Origin of the sequence: Piscinibacter sp. HJYY11, assembly GCF_016735515.1 — a bacterium.
Lineage (GTDB): Bacteria > Pseudomonadota > Gammaproteobacteria > Burkholderiales > Burkholderiaceae_C > Rhizobacter.
On sequence record NZ_JAERQZ010000001.1, the window covers coordinates 3,453,103 to 3,472,987 of the forward strand.

Sequence of the window (19,885 nt, forward strand, 5' to 3'; positions counted from 1 at the left end):
GTTCATTTCTTTCCGGCAGCGCCTTGCGGCTGGCGGTGGGGTTGGGCGTCGCCGTCTTCGCCGAGCTTGCGGTTGCCTTCGGCCGAGCGGCCGCCGGCAATCATCATGTTGCGGTACTCCTCTTCGGACATGCCGGTCATGCTGCCCGCCATCTGCTGGAAGCTGCGCCCGTCGGTCGCGCCGATCTTGGCGAGGAAGTAGATGTTGCCGCCCAGCGCAATGCAGCGGTTGAGGTCGCGCGCGAGCACGGCCTGTTTCTGCTCTTCGCTCATCGGCCACTCGTCGAGGTAGGCACGCTCGTTGGCCTTGAAGCGCTCGCGGTTCGCGGCCTTCATCAGCGACATGCAGAACTGGTTGAGGTGGAAGCCCTTGCGGGACTGTTCGGCATCGAAGATCGTGGTGCCGGGGATGTCGAGGTAGGGTTTGTCGAGAGACATGGGAGAGGTCCTGTGATCAGGGGCGGCATTCGAAGCTGGCGGCGGCGTTGACGTCGCCGCTGCCGCGGTAGCGGGGCACGAGCGGCCAGCGGCACAACGGCCGGGCGCGCGACACGGTGAAAGGCGGCTTCGCGCTCTGCTCCACCAGCTGCAGCTTGGCCGGCGCCTGGCCGCGCTCCACCCAATCGGTGAGCGCATCCAGCATGTCGACGTTGGCCGGGCCGCCGGTGCCGACGTGGTCGACGTTGGGCGCGGTGTAGAGGTGGAAGAAGCCGTCGACCGCCGCCTGGCCCATCGTCTGCACCACCGCCTGGTGGTAGCCGATGCCGACATACGGGCTCTGCGCGTAGTCGGCCATGTTCTCCAGCACGATGAGCTTGCCGCCGCGCGCGCGGAAGGCGCTGAGGTCGGGGTTGGTCGCGTCCATCAGCGCCGAGACCTCGCGGATGCGCTTCTCATGGTCGGCGGCCTTGTACTTCAGCAGGTCGTAGGCCGGGTCGCGCGCATAGAAGTACTGGATGGCGCCCGCGCCGTAGTACCAGGCGATGCTGTTGCTCTGCTGGGGCGGCAGCGAGGGTGGGGTGCTGCCCAGCCACCAGGCCGTCCAGCCGCCGGTCGGGCCATAGGAGACGAGGCCTTCGCCGCTCGGGCCGCGGCCCGGGTACTCGCGCAGGCCGTGGGCGAGGTCGAAGTCGAAGCGCAGCGGCGAGTGCAGCACCTTCACCGATTGCACCTGCGCGGGTGAGAGGCAGGTGTCGGCCGGCGCACCCGTGCAACGCAGCGCCTCCACGTTGAAGCGCGCCTTGCAGGCGATCGGGTCGCTCACCAGGCCATCAGCCAGGCCGTCGAGCGCATCGCAGGCGGCGAGCACCGCCTCGTGCACCAGCTTCACCTGCGGCGGGCGGATCCAGCCTTCGCCCATGGTGGCCAGGCCGTCGCGCAGGCCGGCGTGCTGCAGGCCCGTCCAGTGGATCACCGGCACGCGGCTGAAGATCCCGTCGAAGGCCTCGGGGTAGCGCTGCGCCATGGTCAGGCCCTCGCGGCCGCCTTCGGAGCTGCCGACGAAGTAGAGCCGGCTCGGGCCTCGCCCGTAGGCCGCCTGCATCAGCGCCACGGCCACGTCGCGCACCTTCTTGTACGACGCGTGCGCGAAGTTGACGAGCGCCTCGTCGTTCAGCGCAAATACCTGCGGCGGCTGGCCCGGCTGGTTCTGGTGGCCGGAGTCGGTGCCGTAGGTGGCGTAGCCGCGCGCCAGCGGCGCCGGCTCGTCGAAGCGTGCGGCCGGCAGCAGGGCGAGCCCGGTGATCAGCGTGCCGTTGAAGCCGCCGCCGCCGTACTGCACCGAGCGGCCGTTCCAATGGGCCGGCAGGTTGAGCTGGAAGTTGATGGCGGGGGCGGCCGGGTCCAGCGGGGCGATGCTGCCGAGCACTTTGCAGTGCTCGGGGTTGGCGGGTGTGATGGTGGCCGAGGGCGTGGGGCCGCGTTCGGCCACCGCGATCTTGCTGGCCGCGACCCAGGTGGCCGAGGTGACGCGCGCCACGCCGCTCGGCAGGCCGATGCGGTCGGCGCCGATGGTGCTGCCGGTGAGCGAGGTGCAGCCCGTCTTGGGGTCGGCGCTCGTCAGCACGCCGGTGGAGGCGCAGCCGGCGAGCGAGGCCGCGAGGCCCATGCAGAGGATCGAGCGGATCATGGCGTGTCTCCTTCGCCGGTGCGATGGGTCAGCGGGCCTCTTCGGGCCAGTAGAGCCGCATCGGGTTGTCGACCAGCAGCTTCTTCTGCAGCTCGGCCGTCGTCGCGATGTGGGGGATGAAATCGACCAGCAGGCCGTCGTCGGGCATGTGGTTCTTCAGGTTCGGGTGCGGCCAGTCGGTGCCCCACAGCACACGGTCGGGGAAGGTCTCGACGATGCGCTTCGCGAACGGGATCACGTCGCGGTACGCGTTGCGTTCACCGTTCAACGCGGGCGGGCCCGAGACGCTCAGGCGCTCGGGGCAGCTGACCTTGCTCCACACGTTGGGGTACTCGCGCATGAACTTCACGAAGAGCTCGAACTCCGGCCCGTCGACCGGCTTGGTCACGTCGGGCCGGCCCATGTGGTCGACCACCACGGTGGTGGGCAGCGCGGTGAAGAAGTCCCACAGCTCCGGCAGGTCCACCGCCTCGAAATAGATCACCACGTGCCAGCCCAGCGGGGCGATGCGCGCGGCGATCTCCATCAGCTCATCTTTCGGCGTGAAGTCGACCAGGCGCTTGACGAAGTTGAAGCGCACGCCGCGCACGCCGGCTTCGTTCATCGCCTTCAGCTCGTCATCGGTCACCGAGCGCTTGACCGTGGCCACGCCGCGTGCCTTGCCTTTCGAATGGATGAGCGCATCGACCATCGCGCGGTTGTCGGCCCCGTGGCAGGTGGCCTGCACGACCACGTTGCGGTCGAAGCCCAGATGGTCGCGCAGGGCGTAGAGCTGGTGCTTTGATGCATCGCAAGGCGTGTACTTGCGCTCGGGGGCGTAGGGAAACTCGGCGCCAGGGCCGAACACGTGGCAGTGCGCGTCGACGCTGCCCGCGGGCAGTCTGAAGGCGGGTTGGCTCGGGCCGGCGTACCAGTCGAGCCAGCCGGGGGTCTTCTCAAAGGTCATGGTTCAGTCGATCGGTTTGAATTGGGCGAGCAGGCGGTCGGCTTCGGTGCGCCAGTCGGCGCTGCGGGCGAACGCCTGGGTGCCCTTCGGCCCGAAGAGCCCGGCGTCGGCAAGGTCGGCGACCCAGGCCTGGCGCTCGGCGGTGCCGCTCGCAGACCAGGGCTCGAGGCCGATCTCGCGCACGGTCTGCGCCACCTCGCGCACCTCTTCGCTGCGGCGGCGGCCGTGCTCGATCACGCGCTGGAAGAAATAGGCGCCTTGCTTCTCCCAGTCGACGCCGGGGAAGGTCTCGTAGAGCGAGGCGATCACCGCGTCTTCCACACCGTAGGCGCGGGCGGTGGTGAAGCTTTCGATCACCATCGCCTCCAGGCCCTTGATCATGATGCTGCGGCACATCTTGGTGGCCGAAGCCACGCCGAGCTTTTCGCTCGTGACCTTGCTGTCGAAGCCGAGCGTGTTGAGGAGCGGCATCAGCGCGTTCGCATCCGGCCCGCCCAGCAGCAGCGGCACCTTGATGCGATAGGGCGGGATCGACGTCATCACCGCGCCTTCGACATACCGCCCGCCATTGCGGTTGACGATGTCGGCCGCGCGGATCTTGGCGCCGGGCGAGGCGGAGTTGAAGTCGAGGAAGAAGGCGCTCGGGCGGATGCTCGGCGCGCAGGCTTCGGCCACCGGCACGGCCTGGCTGGCGGTGACGGCGCTGATGATGAAGTCGGCGTGCTCGGCCAGCTCGGCGTGTGACTCGTGCAGCGTCACGCCGTGGACAGCGGCATGCTGACGCAAGGGAGAGCCGGCTTCGCTCTTCAGCTTGAGGTCATGCGCACTGACCTTCACGCCCTGCTTGCGCAGGTCTTCGGCCAGGATGCGGCCGACCTCGCCATAACCGACGAGGCCGATGTGCCACTGCTTGGGATCGGTGTTCATGGAGCGCTCCTTCGTCACCGAACGGGTCGGCGTCAATCGATGTACTTCAAGCCAGCTTTTTCCAGCGGCTCACGCATCTTGTACATGTCCAGGCCCAGCACGCCCGAGGCCAGCTTGTTGCGCTTCTCGCCTTCGTTGGCCTCACGCGCGACCGCCGCTTCCAGCGTCTTGGCCGCGATGCCGCGCGGCACGCAGACCACGCCGTCGTCGTCGGCCACGATCACGTCGCCGGGCGTGACCAGCATGCCGGCACACACCACGGGGATGTTGACCGAGCCGAGCGTCGCCTTGATCGTGCCCTTGCTGCTGATCGCCTTGCTCCACACCGGGAATTTCATCTCGGTGAGCGTCTTCACGTCGCGCACGCCGGCGTCGATGATCAGCGCCCGTGCGCCACGCGCCTGGAACGAGGTGGCCAGCAGGTCGCCGAAGTAGCCGTCGGTGCATTCGGCGGTGATCGCCGCCACGACGATGTCGCCCGGCCTGATTTGCTCGGCCACGACATGCATCATCCAGTTGTCCCCCGGATGCAGCAGCACGGTGACCGCCGTGCCCGAGACCTGCGCGCCCGCGTAGATCGGCCGCATGTAGGGCTTCAACAGGCCGACCCGGCCCATCGCTTCGTGCACGGTCGCACTGCCGAGCGAAGCCAGCTTGTCGGCGACAGCGCTGTTGGTGCGCTCGATGTTGCGGTAGACGACGCCCAGTTCGTACATGGCTTACTTCCCCTTCTTCTTGAGTGCCGCGTCGAGGCGCGGGTAGACGCGGCGCGCGTTGGCCTCGTAGACCTTGTGCTTGTCTTCGGCCGAGAGGACCTTCGAGGCCTCGATGTAGCGCTTGGTGTCGTCGTAGTAGTGGCCGGTCTCCGGGTCGATGCCGCGCACCGCGCCGATCATTTCGCTCGCGAAGAGGATGTTGTCGACCGGGATCACGGTGGTCAGCAGGTCGATGCCCGGCTGGTGGTAGACGCAGGTGTCGAAGAAGAGGTTGTGGAGCAGGTGGTCCTTCAAGAGCGGCTTCTTCAGCTCTTGTGCCAGCCCGCGGTAGCGGCCCCAGTGGTAGGGCGCGGCACCGCCGCCGTGCGGCACGATGAACTTGAGCTCCGGGAAGTCCTTGAACAGGTCACCCTGGATCAACTGCATCACGGCCGTCGTGTCGGCGTTGATGTAGTGCGCGCCGGTGGTGTGGAAGCACGCGTTGCAGCTCGTGCTCACGTGGATCATCGCGGGGATGCGGTGCTCCACCATCTTTTCGTAGATGGGGTACCAGGCCTTGTCGGTCAGTGGCGGCGAGGTCCAGTGCCCGCCCGAGGGATCGGGGTTGAGGTTGATCGCCACGTTGCCGTATTGCGTGACGCACTTCTCCAGCTCGGGGATGCAGGTCTTCGGGTCGACGCCCGGCGACTGCGGCAGCATCGCCGCGGGGATGAAGTTGTCGGGGAAGAGCTGCGCCACGCGGTAGCAGAGCTCGTTGCAGATCGCGGCCCAGGTGGAGGAGACCTCGAAGTCGCCGATGTGGTGGGCCATGAAGCTCGCGCGCGGCGAGAAGATGGTGAGGTCGCTGCCGCGCTCCTGCATCTTCTTGAGCTGGTTGGAGACGATGGTCTCGCGCAGCTCGTCGTCGCTGATCGACAGCTCCGATGCCTTGGGCAGGTTGGCCTTGTCGTTCAGGTTCGCGATCTGCCGGTTGCGCCAGTTCTCCAGCGCCTTCGGGGCGGTGGTGTAGTGGCCGTGGATGTCGATGATGAGGCTCATGTCGAAGGCGCATGCAAGCGCAGTGGGGGCGATCTGCAAACGATTCTTGCGCAGCACTTCTCATGCAGCAACGAGATAGCCCACATAGCAGCTATGCCCATCCGGCATACTGGACGCCATGGACTTGAAGCAGCTCGAATACTTCGTGCACGTGGCCGAACTCGGCAGCTTCACCCGTGCGGCGAGCTTCCTGTCGATCGCCCAGCCGGCCCTCAGCCGCCAGGTGCGCGCGCTCGAAGTCGAGCTGCGCCAATCCCTCTTCGAACGCAACGGCCGGGGCGTCACGCTCACCGAAGCCGGCACCCGCCTCTTGGCCCATGGCCGCGGCATCCTGCAGCAGGTCGAACGCGCCCGGCTCGACATGGAAGACCACCGCGGCGCCGCCACCGGCCGCCTGGTGCTGGCCCTGCCGCCCAGCGTGAGCCGCACGCTGACCACGCCGCTCGTCGCCTCCTTCCGCGCCCGTTTTCCCAAGGCCACGCTGAGCGTGGTGGAAGGCCTGTCGACCTACGTGCTGGAATGGCTGGCGATCGGTCGTGTGGACTGCGCCGTGGTCTACAACGTGGCGCCTTCCGCCGCCATCGACCTGGTGCCGGTGCTCGACGAGCAGCTCTACCTGGTGTCGGCCCGGCAGAAGGGCGGCAAGCTGATCGGCCCGCCCGTCACGCTGGCCGAAGTGGCCGAGCACGAGCTCGTGATCCCGAGCCTGCCGCACTCCATTCGCATGCTGCTCGAGACGGCCCTGGCCAACGAAGGCCGCAAGGCAAGGGTTTCCCTGGAGGTGGAAAGCATCCCCGCCATCCTCGACCTGGTGCAGCAAGGCCAGGCGCACGCGGTGCTGGCGCTCAACGCCATCCGCTCCAGCGGCCAGGAAAACCGCTTTGCCGTCAGGCCCATCCGCCGGCCGAAGATGACCACCACGTTGTGGATCGCCACCTCGGCGCAGCGCCACCGCGGCCCGCTGATCGACCAGTCGATCGATCTCGTGAAAGAACTCCTCCTCAAGCTGTGGACTTGATGCCCACGTTCCTGTCAAAGCTGACAGTGGCGTAGTACTGTCGCCCCTGCTCGAATCGTTGGGGACGGTCGCTGGGTCGGGGCCGTGTGGTGCACACCGGCTTTGAGGAGCTTGCATCCTGATCCATGACACGAGAAGACGGCAAGCGCTCGCCTGTGTGTTCGGCCTGTGCCTGGCCACATCCGCCGGGGCGGCGTCGCGCGACATCGCCGACCTGTCGCTCGAAGAGCTGGGCCGGCTCGAGGTCACCTCGGTGTCGCGCCGCGGAGAGCCCTTGTCGGCGGCGCCGGCTTCCATCTACGTGATCACCGCCGAGGCGATACGCCGTTCTGGGGTGAGCTCGCTGCCCGAGGCGCTGCGCCTCGCGCCCAACCTGCAGGTGGCGCGCATCGACGCCACGCAATACGCCATCAGCGCGCGCGGCTTCAACAATGCCATCGGCAACAAGCTGCTGGTGCTCGTCGACGGCCGCACGGTCTACACGCCGTTCTTCTCGGGCGTGTTCTGGGACCAGCAGGACGTGATGCTCGACGACGTGGAGCGCATCGAGGTCATCAGCGGCCCGGGCGCCACGCTGTGGGGCGCCAACGCGGTCAACGGCGTCATCAACATCCTCACCCGCTCGAGCGCCGACACCACCGGCGGCCTCGTCGTCGCCGGCGGCGGCGACCGCGAGCACGGCCTGAGCCTGCGGCATGGCGGCGCGCTCGGCGAGCACGGCACGCTGCGCACCTACTTCAAGACCGGCCGCCTGCGGCAGACCGAGACCGCCGCCGGTGCCGACCGCCACGATGCCAACGAGCGCCACCAGGCCGGCCTGCGCGCCGACTGGGTGCTGGGCGCCGACACCCTCACGCTGCAGGGCGACACGTACGAGACCCGCGCCGAGCACCGTGGCATCGTCCTCGGCACGCAGATGACGCCCATCCGCTCGTCGGGCGCCAACCTGCTCGGCCGCTGGACACGCCGGCTGGCCGGGGGCGGCGAGCTGCGCGTGCAGGCCTATTTCGACCACATGGAGCGCGACGACGCACTGCTCTACCGGCCGGAGGTCGACGTGGCCGACCTGGAGCTGCAGCACAGCACGACCGCGGGCGCGCACAAGCTCGTCTGGGGCGGCGGCTACCGCCACGCGCGCGACGACATTCGGCCCGGGCTCTTCTTCGGCTTCGAGCCCGGTCAGCGCAGCCTCGACTGGGCCAATCTCTTCGTGCAGGACGAGGTGGCGGTGACCCCCGACCTCGGCGTCACGCTCGGCCTCAAGTTCGAGCACAACGACTTCACCGGCCTCGAGACCCTGCCCAACCTACGACTGGCCTGGCGCCCGCGCACCGGCCACCTCGTGTGGGGCGCGCTCTCGCGCGCGGTGCGGGCGCCGGCGCGGCTCGACCGCGACATCCGCCTGCCGCCACGCCCGCCCTACATCATTGCCGGTGGGCCCGACTTCGTCTCTGAGGTCGCCAACGTGCTAGAGCTCGGCTACCGGCTGCAGCTGGCCGCCGGCTGGAGCGGCTCGGCCACCGCCTACGTGAGCGACTGGAAACGCCTGCGCAGCGGCCAGTCCCCGCCCAATGCGCAGGTGCAGAACATGATCGACGGCCGCACCTACGGCGTGGAGGCCTGGGCCACCTGGCAGCTGCTGCCCGGCTGGCGCCTGAGCGGCGGCCTGACCACGCTCCGGAAGGACCTGGCGCAACGCCCCGAGAGCACCGACCCCGTCGGCCCGCCCAACCTCGGCGACGACCCGTCGTTCCAGTGGACGCTGCGCTCGGCGTGGAACCCGGCCGAAGGCCACGAGTTCGACGTGGCCGTGCGGCGCGTGGCCGCGCTGCCCCAAGCGGCCGTGCCGGCCTACACCGCCGTCGATGCCCGCTACGGCTGGCGCGTGAGCCGGGCGCTGGAGCTGTCGCTCGTGGCGCAGAACCTCGGCGACCCGGGGCATGCCGAGTTCGGCGCCGCGCCCGGCCGCAGCGAGGTCGAGCGCAGCGTGGGCATCTGGCTGAGGTGGTCGTTGTGAAACGTCGTGCCGCGGTGTGCGCCTGGCTGCACGCCGCGGGCTGGGGCGCGACGCTCTCCGTGGTGCCCGGAGCCATGCCCGCCGTCGCGTGGGCGCAGGCCGACCCCTTGGTGGCCGAGCACCAGGTCAAGGCAGCCTACCTGCACAAGTTCCTCGACTTCGTCGAGTGGCCGGCCACCGCCTTCGGCACCGAGCAGAGCCCCTACGTCATCGGCGTGGCCGGCGCCGACGCGCTGGCCGACGAGCTCGAGGTGCTGGTCGCGCGGCGCCGGCCGAATGGGCGGCCGGTGGTGGCGCGGCGGCTGCGCCCGGGCGAAAGCCCGGCCGACCTGCACGTGCTCTTCGTCGGCCGTGGGGCGGCGGCGCGGCTGGGGGCGCTGCTGGCCGCGGCCGAGAAGCAGCCCACGCTCACCGTCACCGAGACCGAAGAAGGCTTTGCCGCCGGCAGCATGATCAGCTTCGCCGTCGAAGACAAGCGCGTGCGCTTCGACGTGGCCGTGCGCCGGGCCGAGGCGAGCGAGGTCAAGATCAGCTCGCGCCTGCTCGGCGTGGCGCGGCGCGTGGTGGGAGCGCCCTCATGACGACGTCCGCCACCCGCCGGCCGGCCTCGCTGCAGGCCAAGCTCATCCGCGTGGTGCTGCTCACCTCGCTGGTGTCGCTGCTGGTGGCGCTCGGCGCGATGATCGCGTACGACCTGCGGACCTACCACCAGAGCTGGCTCGGCGACATGACCACGCAGGCCGAGCTGCTGGGCCAGACGGTGGCCCCGGCGCTCGCCTTCGACGATGCCAGGGTCGCCGGCGACAACCTCGCGCTGCTGCGCTCGCGCCCGCAGGTGCGCGCGGCTGCCGTCTACAACGAGCGTGGCGCGCTCTTCGCGAGGTACCCGGCCGAGGCGCCTGCCACGACGTTGCCGACCGCCGCGCCACCGCCCGGCGTGCGCATCGAGCGCCGCGAGCTGCACGTGGTCGCCCCCGTGGTCAGCAAGGGCGAGACGCTCGGCACCGTCTACTTGCGTGCCGACTACGCGCTCTACGACCACATCGCCAGCTACGCCGTCATCGCGCTCGCGGTGCTGGTGGCGGCGATGGGCGTGGCCTGGGGCCTCTCGCGCCGGCTGGCGCGGGTGGTGACGGGGCCGGTGCTGGCCGTCGCCACCACGGCACGCGAGGTTGTGCAGAAGCGCGACTATTCGCGCCGCGCGCAGAAGATGAGCGACGACGAGGTGGGCACGCTCGCCGAATCGTTCAACGACATGATGGCCGAGATCGAGCGCCGCGCGAAGGAGAACGAGGCCGCGCTGCGCGCGATCGCACGCGAGGTGAACGACCGCCGCGAGGCGCAGCACGAGGTGATGCGGCTCAACGAGCGCCTGGAAGCGCGCGTCAGGGAGCGCACGGCGCAGCTCGAAGCCTCGAACCGCGAGCTGGCCCAGGCCACCGAGACCGCCGAGCGCGCCAACCGCGCGAAGTCGGAGTTCATCTCCAGCATGAGCCACGAGCTGCGCACGCCGCTCAACGCCATCCTCGGCTTCGGTCAGCTGCTGGCCACCGAGGGCATCTCGCTGTCGGCCACCAAGCGTGCCGAGTTCACGCAGCACATCCTGAAGGCCGGCAGCCACCTGCTGAGCCTCATCAACGAGGTGCTCGACCTCGCGCGCATCGAGTCGGCCAACCTCATGCTCTCGCCCGAGCCGGTGGAGGTCGCGACCCTGCTGAAGGAATGCCACACCATGCTCGAGCCGGCGGCAGCGCAGCGCGGCCTTCACATGCTGCTGCCCTTCGACGCCACGCTCACCGTGGTGGCCGACCGCACGCGCCTGAAGCAGGTGCTGCTCAACCTGCTCTCCAACGCCATCAAGTACAACCGCGAGCAGGGCGCGGTGGTGGTCGAGTGCGCCTCGTTCCACAGCGGCACGGCACGCATCGTCGTGCGCGACACCGGCCCGGGCCTGCGGCCCGACCAGGTGGCCTCGCTCTTCCAGCCCTTCAACCGGCTGGGCCAGGAGGCGGGTTCGGTGGAAGGCACGGGCATCGGGCTCGTCGTGACCAAGCGGCTGGTCGAGCTGATGGGCGGTCGCATCGGCGTGCATAGCACGCCGGGCGTGGGCAGCGAGTTCTGGATCGAGCTCCAGCGCTCGCAGGACTCGCCAGTCACCGCCGAGACCGACCGCATGCCGCTCTTGCCGCGCGATGCGCTGGCGATGCCGCACATGCCGCTGCTGCTCTATGTGGAGGACAACCCGGCCAACCTGCGCCTGGTGGAGGAGATCGTGGCCTTCCGTGGCGACCTGCGCATGCTCTCGGCACCCGATGCGCAGCTGGGCATCGAGCTGGCCCGTGCGCACCTGCCGCAGATCATCCTGATGGACATCCACCTGCCGGGCCTGAGCGGCCACGACGCGCGGGCCCTGCTCGCCGCCGACCCGGTGACGCGCCACATCCCCGTGATCGCCGTCACGGCCGACGCGATGCCGCGTGCGCGGGCGCAGGGCCTGGAGGCCGGCTTCTTCCAGTACCTCACCAAGCCCATCCACGTGGCCAAGCTCAACGAGGCGATCGACGCGGCACTCGCCGCGAGTGTGGAGAAGAGCCACCCCCGCTGACCGCCGCGGCTCAAGCGCGGCCGAGGCCGGCCGATATCGCAGCATGGGCCCAGGCCTTCACACCCGTGTCACCACCCTCGTGCTCGGCCGCGAGGCGCGGCAGCGCTTGCGTGCCTCGCAGGCCTTGCTGGTGGTGCTGGTGGACGTGCTGCTGTCGTTCATCTGCGGCTTCGGCGTGTGGGCCGGGCTGATCGAGGCGCAGATGGCGCTCGCCTGGTCGTTGTTCACGCTGCTGGGCGTGCTGGGCTTCTACGTCGTCATCCGCAGCGGGTGGAATCTGCGCCTGTACCCCGAGGACCCGGCGCTCACCATGCCGCAAGGCGTGTTCAGCGTCTTCTCGACCGTGATGGCCTACCTCATCTGCGGCCCGGTGCGCGGTGCCAGCCTGCTCGCGATGGCCATCACGCTGGTGTGCGGCATGTTCGCGCTCAAGCCGGGCCAGGTGCGCCGGCTCACCCTCTTCGCGGTGCTCCTGCTGGGCATCACGATGGTTGGCGCCCACCGGCAATGGCCCGAGCGCTTCCCGATCGCCGAGGAGGTGCTGCACTTCATGCTGATCTCGGTGGTGCTGCCGGCCATCGCGGTGCTGGCCGGTCAGCTCAGCACCATGCGCCACAAGCTGCGCCAGCACCGGCACGACCTGGAGCAGGCGCTGGAGCACAACCGCCAGCTCGCCATCCGCGACGAGCTCACCGGGCTCTACAACCGCCGCCACCTGATGGCCCTGATGCAGAAGGAAGTGCAGCGCACCGGGCGCAGCGGCCGGCCGATGTCGATCGCGCTGCTCGACATCGACCATTTCAAGCGCATCAACGACAGCTGCGGCCATGTGCAGGGCGACGAGGTGCTCAAGGCCTTTGCGCTCGCCGTCGGCGAGACGCTGCGCGACACCGACGTGCTGGGCCGCTGGGGTGGCGAGGAGTTCATGGTCATGCTGCCCGAGACCGATGCGGCCGGCGCGTTGTGCGTGCTCGACCGGGTGCATGAGCGCATGCGGGCCTTGAGCTTCCCGTGTGGCGGCGAATCGCGCGGCGTGAGCTTCTCGGCCGGCATCGCGGCCTGTGCCCCGGGCGAAGCGCTGCACGCCGCGATCGAGCGGGCCGATGCGGCGCTCTACCGTGCAAAGGAAAGTGGCCGTGCGCGCAGCGTGGTGGCCGAGCTTGCCGCCAACACGAGGCCTGTGCCATCATGCACGCCGTGAACCCGCTGCCCGCACCGACCCCCACCGTCTCGCACCTCGCGAGCGTGGTGCTGCGCCGCGCGGCCGTCTTGTTCAAAGGGACGGCCCCCACCTCGATTTCCATTCGAATTCAACTGGACCGTTGAGCTGCGGCCTCGGCCGGTGCTTGGCGGTCCCGCATGCCTGCCGCCGTGTGCGCCTTCGCGCACATCCCTCGCATCGAATGGAGTTCTCCCATGTCCGCATTGCTTCAAGCCGGCGCTGCTGCGCCGGTGTCGCCCTCCCTTCCGCCGTCGAAGCCGGAGCAGCCCTATCCCCGCCTGCATGAAGTCGAGCGCGTCGCCCTGCGCCTGGCCGGCCAGATCATGCCCACGCCGGTGTGGCGCTGGCAGACGGGCGTGATCGCCCGCCAGTTCAACCCGCTCACCGAGGTCTGGCTCAAGCTCGAGCTCTTCCAGCAGACCGGCAGCTTCAAGCTGCGCGGCGCGCTCAACGCGGTGCAGTCACTGAGCGACGAGCAGCGCCGGCGTGGCGTGGTGGCCGCGAGTGCCGGCAACCACGCGGTGGCGGTGGCGTGTGCGGCGCGCGCCGTGGGCTCGCATGCCAAGCTCGTGATGCCGAAGTTCGCAAGCCCGGTGCGGCTCGACGCCTGCCGCGGCTACGGCGCCGAGCTGATCCTCACCGACACCCTGGCCGAGGCCTTTGCGCTGGCCGACCGCGTCATGGTCGACGAAGGCCGCAGCATGGTCCACCCCTACGACGGGCCGCGCACCGCCGAGGGCACTGGCACAATCGGCCTGGAGCTCATGCGCCAGGTGCGCGGGCTCGACGCGGTGGTGGTGCCGGTCGGCGGCGGCGGGCTCGCGGGCGGCATCGCGTCGATCGTGAAGCAGATCAACCCGCGCTGCCAGGTGTTCGGCGTCGAGCCTCATGGCGCCGATGCCATGTACCGCAGCTTCCAGGCCGGCCGGCCGGTGCGGCTGGAAGGCGTCGACACCATCGCCGACAGCCTGAGTGCGCCCTATGCGATGGCCTACAGCTACGGCGTGTGCCGGCGCTTCGTCGACGAGATCGTGCGGGTCGATGACGACGCATTGGTGAGCGCGATGCACCACCTCTTCCTCGACATGAAACTCGCCGCCGAGCCCGCCGCGGCGGCAGCCACCGCGGCCCTGCTCGGCCCGCTGCGCGAGCGGCTCGACGGCCGGCGCGTGGCGCTGATCGTCTGTGGCTCGAACATCGACGCGGCCCGCTACGGCGAGCTGCTGCGCCAGGCCCGCTGATGAAATGGAAGGCCCGCCCTCAGGCGCCGGGCAGGCCGAGCTGCTTGAGGTAGCTCACCGCGTCTTCCACACCCTGGTAGTAGCCGCTGCGCCGGTTGATCTCGACGAAGCCGTGGTGGCGGTAGAAGGCCTGCGCACCGGCGTTGCCGCTGCGCGTCTCGAGCTTCACGGTGCGGATGCCGGCCACCCTCAGCGTGCCTTCCAGCCAGGCGAGCAGCGTGCTGCCCACGCCCTGGCGCCGGCAGCGCGGCTGGGTGGCGAGCAGCAGCAGGTGGGCTTCTTCCTCGCCGTACTTCATCACCGCGAAGCCCAGCAGGTCGGTGCCACGGCGGGCGACGACCACGTTGGTGTCGGCATCGGCCATGCTGGCCAGCAGGCGCGGCGCCGTCCAGCGCCACTCCAGGCCGTGCTCGATCACCCGGCGCGACAGCGCGGCGATGGCCACCGCGTCGTCGGGCACGGCCAGGCTGATGTCGCTTTCGGTGATCATGGTGGGTGATTCTGGTTCAGCGATCGCAAAGCGACAATGCGGACTTTTCGGGTTTTTGCCTTGCGAGCGTTGGTGCGTCACCTCGTCGTTGCTTCGGTCTTGTCGTGGATCTGCGTGCCGCTCGCCGGCGCGGCCAGCGACGTCGGCCCGCACGCGCGCGGCCTGGTCGAACAGAGCCAGGCGCAGGTCAAGGTCGACCCCGAGCGCAGCCGCCAGCTCGCCGAGCAGGCCCTGCAGCAGCTCGCCACGCAGCCCGACGCAGACCTGCAGGTACGCGCCCACTTGCTGCTGTGCGACTACCACTCCGAGCGTGACCGCGAAGCGGCCGAGCGGCAGCTGGCCGCGGCGCGCGCGCTCGTGCCGCAGCTGCAGCGGCGCGGCCTCGAAGCCGGCGTGCTGGGCTGCGAAGGCGCACTGCACGAAGGGGCCGGCGACAACGCCCGCGCGCTCGCGCTCTACGAGCAGGGCGTGGCGTTGGCCGAGAAGGCACAGGACGAAGAGATGCAGGCCGATGCCCTCTTCAACCGCGGCCACCTGCGCGGCGTGCGCGGTGAGTTCTCGAATGGCCTGGCCGACCTCAAGAAGGCCCGCGCGTCCTTCGAGCGGCTGCAGATGCCGTTCCACGTGCTCACGGTCGAGAACACCATCGCCATCCTCTACAACCGCATGGGCGACCATGTGCAGGCACGGCGCTACTACGAGTCGGCGCTGAAGGCGCAGGCCGCGGCCGGCCTGCAGCGCGAGCAGGCGGTGACGCACTACAACCTCGGCCGCTCGCTCGAGAACCTGAAAGAGTGGGACGCCGCCCAGCAGGCCTTCGACCAGGTGCTCAAACTGAGCCGCGAGCTGAGCTTCCCGCGCGGCATCGGCTATGCGCTGCGTGGCCAGGCGGCGGTGCAGAACGCCCGCCAGCAGCCCGCGGCGGCGCTCGCGCTGCTCGACCAGGCCGCCGACCTGCAGAAGACCTTGCCCGACACGCGCCTGCACGCGCAGATCCAGCTGCAGCGCGGCATCGCGCTGCGCCTCTTGCGCCGCCTGCCCGAGAGCGCGCAGTCGCTGCAGGAGGCCTTGAAGATCTTCAGCAGCGGCGAGTCGCTGGCCGAGCAGGCGGCCACGCATGGCGCACTGGCGCAGACGCTGGCCGAGCAGGGCGACTGGCGCGGTGCCTTCGAGCAGCAGTCGCGTTTCAAGGCGGCGTCCGACCAGCTGCTCACGCGTCAGCTCGACGAGCGGTTCGCCACCCTCAAGGTCGAGTACGACAACACCGCGCGCGACCGCGAGATGGTGCTGCTGCAGCAGTCGCAGAAAGCCGCCGAGCACGCGCTGGCGCAGGAGCGGCTGGCCGGGCGCCTGCTCACGGCGGTGATCCTGCTCGCCGCCGTGCTGCTGGTGGTGCTGGGCGTGCTGCTGTGGCGTCACCGCCGCACGAGCGCGGCCATGCGCGGCCTCGCGATGACCGATGAGCTCACCGGCCTGCCCAACCGCCGCGCCGCGCTCACCGAGCTCGAAGCGCAGATGGCCAAGCCCTCGCCCGACTGCGCGCTGCTGCTCGCCGACATCGACCTCTTCAAGGCCATCAACGACAACCACGGCCACCTCGCCGGCGACCAGATCCTGCGCGCCGTGGCCGGCGCGGTGCGGGCCATCGGCGGTGACGTGACGCACAGTGGCAGCGCCTGCCTGGCGCGCTTCGGCGGCGAGGAGTTCATCGCCGTGCTGCCGAAGACAGCGCTCGACGAGGCCGTGGGCGCCGCCGAGCGTTTTCGCGAGCGGGTGGCGGCGCTCGACGTGTCGCGCCACACGCCCGGCCGCCACGTGACCATCAGCGTGGGCGTGACGCGCCTCGTGGCCGGCGACACGCTCAGCTCGCTGCTGCGCCGCGCCGACGAGGCGCTCTATGCGGCCAAGGATGCGGGGCGCAACCGCGTGGTGTCACGGGTCGCGCCTGTGTCGGTGCTCGACCCGATCGACGCAGAGGACGACGCCACGCCTTCCGTATTGCCCGCCTGAGGCGGACTGCGGCTCAGTCGACCGTCGCGCCCGAGTCCTTCACCACCTTGGCCCACTTGGTGATCTCGCGCTGCTGGTAGGCCGACAGTTCGGCCGGCGTGCCGGGCGCGGGCTCGAGGCCGATCTCGGCGAGCTTCTTGGTGATCTCGGGTGACTTCATGATCTTGCCGACCTCGGCGGAGAGCTTGTCGGTCACGGCCTTGGGCATGTTGGCCGGGCCGAAGAGCGCGAACCACGACACCGCCTCGAAGCCGGGCAGGCCCTGCTCGGCGATGGTGGGGATGTCGGGCGCGGCGGCCGAGCGCTTGGCGCTCGTCACGCCGATCGCACGCAGCTTGCCTTCCTTCACCAGCGGCAGGCTGGAGGGCATGTTGTCGAACATCATCGTCACGCGCCCGCCCAGCAGGTCGGGGATGGCACCGGCGCGGCCCTTGTACGGAATGTGCTCCATCGGCATGCCGGTCATGGTCTTGAAGAGCTCGCCCGAGACGTGGATCGAGGTGCCCGCGCCCGACGAGGCGAAGGTCAGCTTGCCGTCCTTCTTGCCGTGGGCGACCAGCTCCTTCACGTTCTTCGCCGGCACGTCGTTGTGGACGACGAGCATGTTGGGCGTGGTGGCGAGCAGGGTGATGGGGGTGAAGTCCTTCACCATGTCGTAGGGCATCTTCTTGTAGAGCGCACCGTTGATCGAGTGCGTGCCCACCGTGCCGACGACCACCGTGTAGCCGTCGGGTGCGGCCTTGGCCACCGAATCGGCGCCGGTGTTGCCGCCGGCACCGGGCTTGTTGTCGATGATGGTCGGCTGGCCCCAGGAGGCGGTGAGCTTCTCGCCGATCAGGCGCGCGAGGATGTCGGGCGCACCGCCGGTGGTGAAGGTCACGACGATGTGGATCGGCTTGTCGGGGTAGGTCTGCGCCATCGCGCCGGTGGCGGCCAGGGCCATCGCGGCGAGGGCGATCGCTTTCACGTTCATCAGCATGGGTGTCTCCTGGGGTGTCGGTGGAAGGTGTAGTGGTGGCTCAGCCGCGCCATGTCGATGCGGCTGGGCAGCGTCAAGCTGCGCAGGGTCAGCGCTCGCTGCAGTCGTGACATCTTGGGCACAGCCATCTGGAGTGAACAGGCACTGACCATGTTGCGGCGTTTGCCGCGGGGTGTCACTCAAGGACTTCCATGGGCCAGGGTGTCGTTCAGGTGACAAGTGCCGATGTGACTCAACTCACGCGGCCCTGCTTTCTGTTAGCACAGCCATGCTGAAACGCTGGTGTTAGTGACCCACTTGCCGCGACCATAACGACCTGCTCCCGGCCGCCCCAACCAAGAATTCCACGTGACCATGCATCCCGAACCTCAAGCCCTGCACGCGCTGCTGCCAGCACGGGCCCTCGATGCCCTGTACGAGGAATCGGCGCGTGGCCTCGACGCCATCGGCCACCTGAGCTGGGACGAGACCGGTGCCCTGCACGCCACGCCGGCTGCATTGCAGATCCTCGGCCTGCGCGCGAGCGACACCCCGAGCGTGCGCGGCCTGCTCGCGATGGTGCGGCGCAGCCGCCAGGCCGCGTTGATGACCGCGTGGACCGATGCGGTGGGCATGCGCCAGCGGCGCATCGAGATGGAGCTGCCTTGCGTGCTGGCCAGTGGCGTGCTGCGTCACGTGCGCACGATCGCCGTGGTGGAGTACACGCCGCTCGGCAAGGTGCGCCAGGTCGTTGCCGCCCTGCAGGACGTGACGCTCGCGCAAGCGCTGTCGACCGCCCTCACCGCCGCCGAAGGCCGGCTCGAGGAAGCGCAGCAGATGGCCGACTTCGGCTCCTGGGAGTGGGACTTCCAGCGCAACCGCGCGATCTACTCCGCCGAGGCCTTGCGGATCACCGGCATGAGCCACGGTGCCACCGTGTCCTCGGGGCTGGACCAGGCCGCCGCGCTCATCCCCGCCGAGCAGCGCGACGCGGTCATCGAGATGTTCAAGCGCGCCGTGCGCGACCGCCTGCCCACCGTGCGCTACGACTATCACGTGGCCGATGCTGCGGGCCAGCGCCGCGAGCTGCATGGCCGCGCCAAGCTCGTCTACGACGGCGGCGGCAAGCTGCGCCGCATGCTCGGCACCATCCAGGACGTGACCGAGCTGCGCGACTACCGCCGGCAAGTGCATTCGCTCGCCTTCTTCGACCCGGTCACCGCGCTGCCCAACCGCAGCTGGCTGGTCGAGCGCCTGCACCAGGCGCTGTCGCAAGGGGCGCAGGGCCACTCGGCCGAGTTCGGCATGCTGATGCTGGGGCTCGACCAGTTCAAGAAGGTCAACGACTCGCTCGGCCACTCGGCCGGCGACGAGCTGCTCAAGCTCGTGGGCGCGCGTCTGTCGAACTCGATGCGCGAGACCGATGTGGTGGCGCGGCTGACCGGCGACACCTTCGCCATCCTCGCCCCCGAGGTGCGCCAGGCCGATGCGCTGGCGCGTGTGGCGAGCAAGCTGCTGCAGGCGCTCTCGGCCCCGTTCGACCTGAACGGCACCGATGTCTTCGTCACCGCCAGCATCGGCGCGGCGCTCTACCCGAGCGATGGCAACAGCGCCGAAGCCCTGCTGCAGCACGCCGACGCCGCGCTCTCGCACGCCAAGGGCCGCGGCCGCAACAACGTGCAGTTCTATTCGCCGCAGCTCACCGCGCAGGCCTCGCACCGCCTGATGCTCGAGAGCGAGCTGCGCCGCGGTGTGGAGCGGCAGGAGCTCTTGCTGCACTACCAGCCCAAGTTCGACCTCATGACGCAGAAGCTCGTGGGCGCCGAAGCGCTGATGCGCTGGTGCCAGCCGCAGCGCGGCATGGTGTCGCCAATGAGCTTCATCCCGCTGGCGGAAGAAACCGGCCTCATCGTGCGCATGGGCACCTGGGCGCTGCACGAGGCCTGTCATGCGGTGTCGAGCTGGAACCGCGAGCGCTCGAACGACCCGCTGAAGATTGCCGTCAACCTGTCGGCCCGCCAGTTCGCCGAAGGGCACAACATCGTCGAAGCGGTGCAGGGCGCGCTGGCCGCCAGTGCCTGCGAGCCCAGGTGGCTCGAGCTCGAGATCACCGAAAGCCTGCTGCTCGACGGCAGCGAAGGCGTGCGCCAGAGCCTGGAGGCGCTGGCGGCGATGGGCATCACGATTGCGATCGACGACTTCGGCACCGGCTACTCGGCGCTCGGTTACCTCACGCGTCTGCCGGTGCAGACCTTGAAGATCGACCGCAGCTTCGTCTCGGAGCTGCCGCACAACGGCAAGAGTGCCGAGCTGGTGAAGGCCATCGTGTCGGTGGGGCGCTCGCTCAACATGGCGCTGGTGGCCGAGGGGGTCGAGACGGTCGAGCAGGCCGAGTACCTGAAGAACGCCGGCTGCCACCTCGCGCAGGGCTACCTGTTCGGCCGGCCGCTGGAGATGGCGGCGTTCGACAAGCTGCTGAGCTCCTGATTTTTTTTCGCGCCCGCCGAACACCGGCCGCGCTGATTCGTCTTCTCTCCTGAGCGCGCCTTCCATGGCGCAGCGAAGGGAGA

At 69.4% G+C, this 19,885-nt stretch carries 17 protein-coding genes; 9 read left to right on the forward strand and 8 right to left on the reverse strand.

The window, feature by feature from the left end; genetic code table 11:
* Positions 1-2: 2 nt before the first annotated feature.
* The 6 genes from ligA to JI745_RS16035 are packed head-to-tail and all read right to left on the reverse strand — an operon-like array spanning position 3 to position 5,754.
* Positions 3-437, reverse strand: a complete 435-nt coding sequence (ligA, locus tag JI745_RS16010; protein ID WP_201808826.1) for a protocatechuate 4,5-dioxygenase subunit alpha — start codon at positions 435-437, stop codon at positions 3-5.
* 16 nt (positions 438-453) lie between these two features.
* Entirely contained in the window at positions 454-2,127 is a 1,674-nt protein-coding gene (locus tag JI745_RS16015) for a tannase/feruloyl esterase family alpha/beta hydrolase (protein WP_201808842.1), read from the reverse strand.
* A 28-nt stretch (positions 2,128-2,155) separates the two neighbouring features.
* Positions 2,156-3,073, reverse strand: coding sequence for an amidohydrolase family protein (locus JI745_RS16020; protein ID WP_201808845.1), 918 nt, complete (start codon positions 3,071-3,073; stop codon positions 2,156-2,158).
* Between the two features lie 3 nt (positions 3,074-3,076).
* Positions 3,077-4,018, reverse strand: a complete 942-nt coding sequence (locus JI745_RS16025; protein WP_310738755.1) for a DUF1932 domain-containing protein — start codon at positions 4,016-4,018, stop codon at positions 3,077-3,079.
* Between the two features lie 14 nt (positions 4,019-4,032).
* Positions 4,033-4,716, reverse strand: coding sequence for a 4-carboxy-4-hydroxy-2-oxoadipate aldolase/oxaloacetate decarboxylase (gene ligK / locus JI745_RS16030; protein ID WP_201808859.1), 684 nt, complete (start codon positions 4,714-4,716; stop codon positions 4,033-4,035).
* A gap of 3 nt (positions 4,717-4,719) precedes the next feature.
* Positions 4,720-5,754 carry an amidohydrolase family protein gene (locus JI745_RS16035; protein ID WP_201808860.1) on the reverse strand — a complete coding sequence of 345 codons (1,035 nt, stop codon included), beginning with the start codon at positions 5,752-5,754 and terminating at the stop codon, positions 4,720-4,722.
* 118 nt (positions 5,755-5,872) lie between these two features.
* On the opposite strand from JI745_RS16035, the gene JI745_RS16040 reads away from it, so the two are divergent.
* The 7 genes from JI745_RS16040 to JI745_RS16065 all read left to right on the forward strand — a co-directional run bounded on the left by JI745_RS16040 (position 5,873) and on the right by JI745_RS16065 (position 13,857).
* On the forward strand, positions 5,873-6,772 hold the full coding sequence (locus JI745_RS16040) for a LysR family transcriptional regulator (protein WP_201808862.1): 900 nt from the start codon (positions 5,873-5,875) through the stop codon (positions 6,770-6,772).
* Between the two features lie 157 nt (positions 6,773-6,929).
* The gene (locus tag JI745_RS16045; RefSeq protein ID WP_201808872.1) at positions 6,930-8,789 is read left to right on the forward strand and encodes a TonB-dependent receptor domain-containing protein; all 1,860 of its coding nucleotides are present in this window, start codon (positions 6,930-6,932) and stop codon (positions 8,787-8,789) included.
* On the forward strand, positions 8,786-9,370 hold the full coding sequence (locus JI745_RS16050) for a YfiR family protein (RefSeq protein ID WP_201808884.1): 585 nt from the start codon (positions 8,786-8,788) through the stop codon (positions 9,368-9,370). The genes JI745_RS16045 and JI745_RS16050 overlap by 4 nt, the downstream gene beginning before the upstream one ends.
* The gene (locus JI745_RS16055; RefSeq protein WP_201808886.1) at positions 9,367-11,394 is read left to right on the forward strand and encodes an ATP-binding protein; all 2,028 of its coding nucleotides are present in this window, start codon (positions 9,367-9,369) and stop codon (positions 11,392-11,394) included. Before JI745_RS16050 ends, JI745_RS16055 begins: the two co-directional genes overlap by 4 nt.
* Before the next feature lie 43 nt (positions 11,395-11,437).
* Entirely contained in the window at positions 11,438-12,595 is a 1,158-nt protein-coding gene (locus JI745_RS16060) for a GGDEF domain-containing protein (protein WP_201808888.1), read from the forward strand.
* On the forward strand, positions 12,592-12,720 hold the full coding sequence (locus JI745_RS26645) for a hypothetical protein (protein ID WP_255545719.1): 129 nt from the start codon (positions 12,592-12,594) through the stop codon (positions 12,718-12,720). Before JI745_RS16060 ends, JI745_RS26645 begins: the two co-directional genes overlap by 4 nt.
* A 90-nt stretch (positions 12,721-12,810) precedes the next feature.
* Positions 12,811-13,857: a threonine/serine dehydratase gene (locus tag JI745_RS16065; protein ID WP_201808890.1), complete on the forward strand. Its 1,047-nt coding sequence runs from the start codon at positions 12,811-12,813 to the stop codon at positions 13,855-13,857.
* 19 nt (positions 13,858-13,876) lie between these two features.
* Here the strand turns inward: JI745_RS16065 and JI745_RS16070 are convergent, their stop codons facing one another.
* The gene (locus JI745_RS16070) at positions 13,877-14,347 is read right to left on the reverse strand and encodes a GNAT family N-acetyltransferase (RefSeq protein WP_201808892.1); all 471 of its coding nucleotides are present in this window, start codon (positions 14,345-14,347) and stop codon (positions 13,877-13,879) included.
* Positions 14,348-14,419: 72 nt separating this feature from the next.
* Between JI745_RS16070 and JI745_RS16075 the strand changes: the two genes are divergently transcribed.
* Entirely contained in the window at positions 14,420-16,357 is a 1,938-nt protein-coding gene (locus tag JI745_RS16075) for a diguanylate cyclase (protein ID WP_310738655.1), read from the forward strand.
* Positions 16,358-16,370: 13 nt separating this feature from the next.
* Here the strand turns inward: JI745_RS16075 and JI745_RS16080 are convergent, their stop codons facing one another.
* A complete protein-coding gene (locus JI745_RS16080) occupies positions 16,371-17,336 on the reverse strand; it encodes a tripartite tricarboxylate transporter substrate binding protein (RefSeq protein ID WP_201808904.1) in 966 nt (321 codons plus the stop codon).
* A gap of 354 nt (positions 17,337-17,690) precedes the next feature.
* Between JI745_RS16080 and JI745_RS16085 the strand changes: the two genes are divergently transcribed.
* On the forward strand, positions 17,691-19,802 hold the full coding sequence (locus tag JI745_RS16085; protein WP_201808921.1) for a bifunctional diguanylate cyclase/phosphodiesterase: 2,112 nt from the start codon (positions 17,691-17,693) through the stop codon (positions 19,800-19,802).
* Positions 19,803-19,885: the final 83 nt, after the last annotated feature.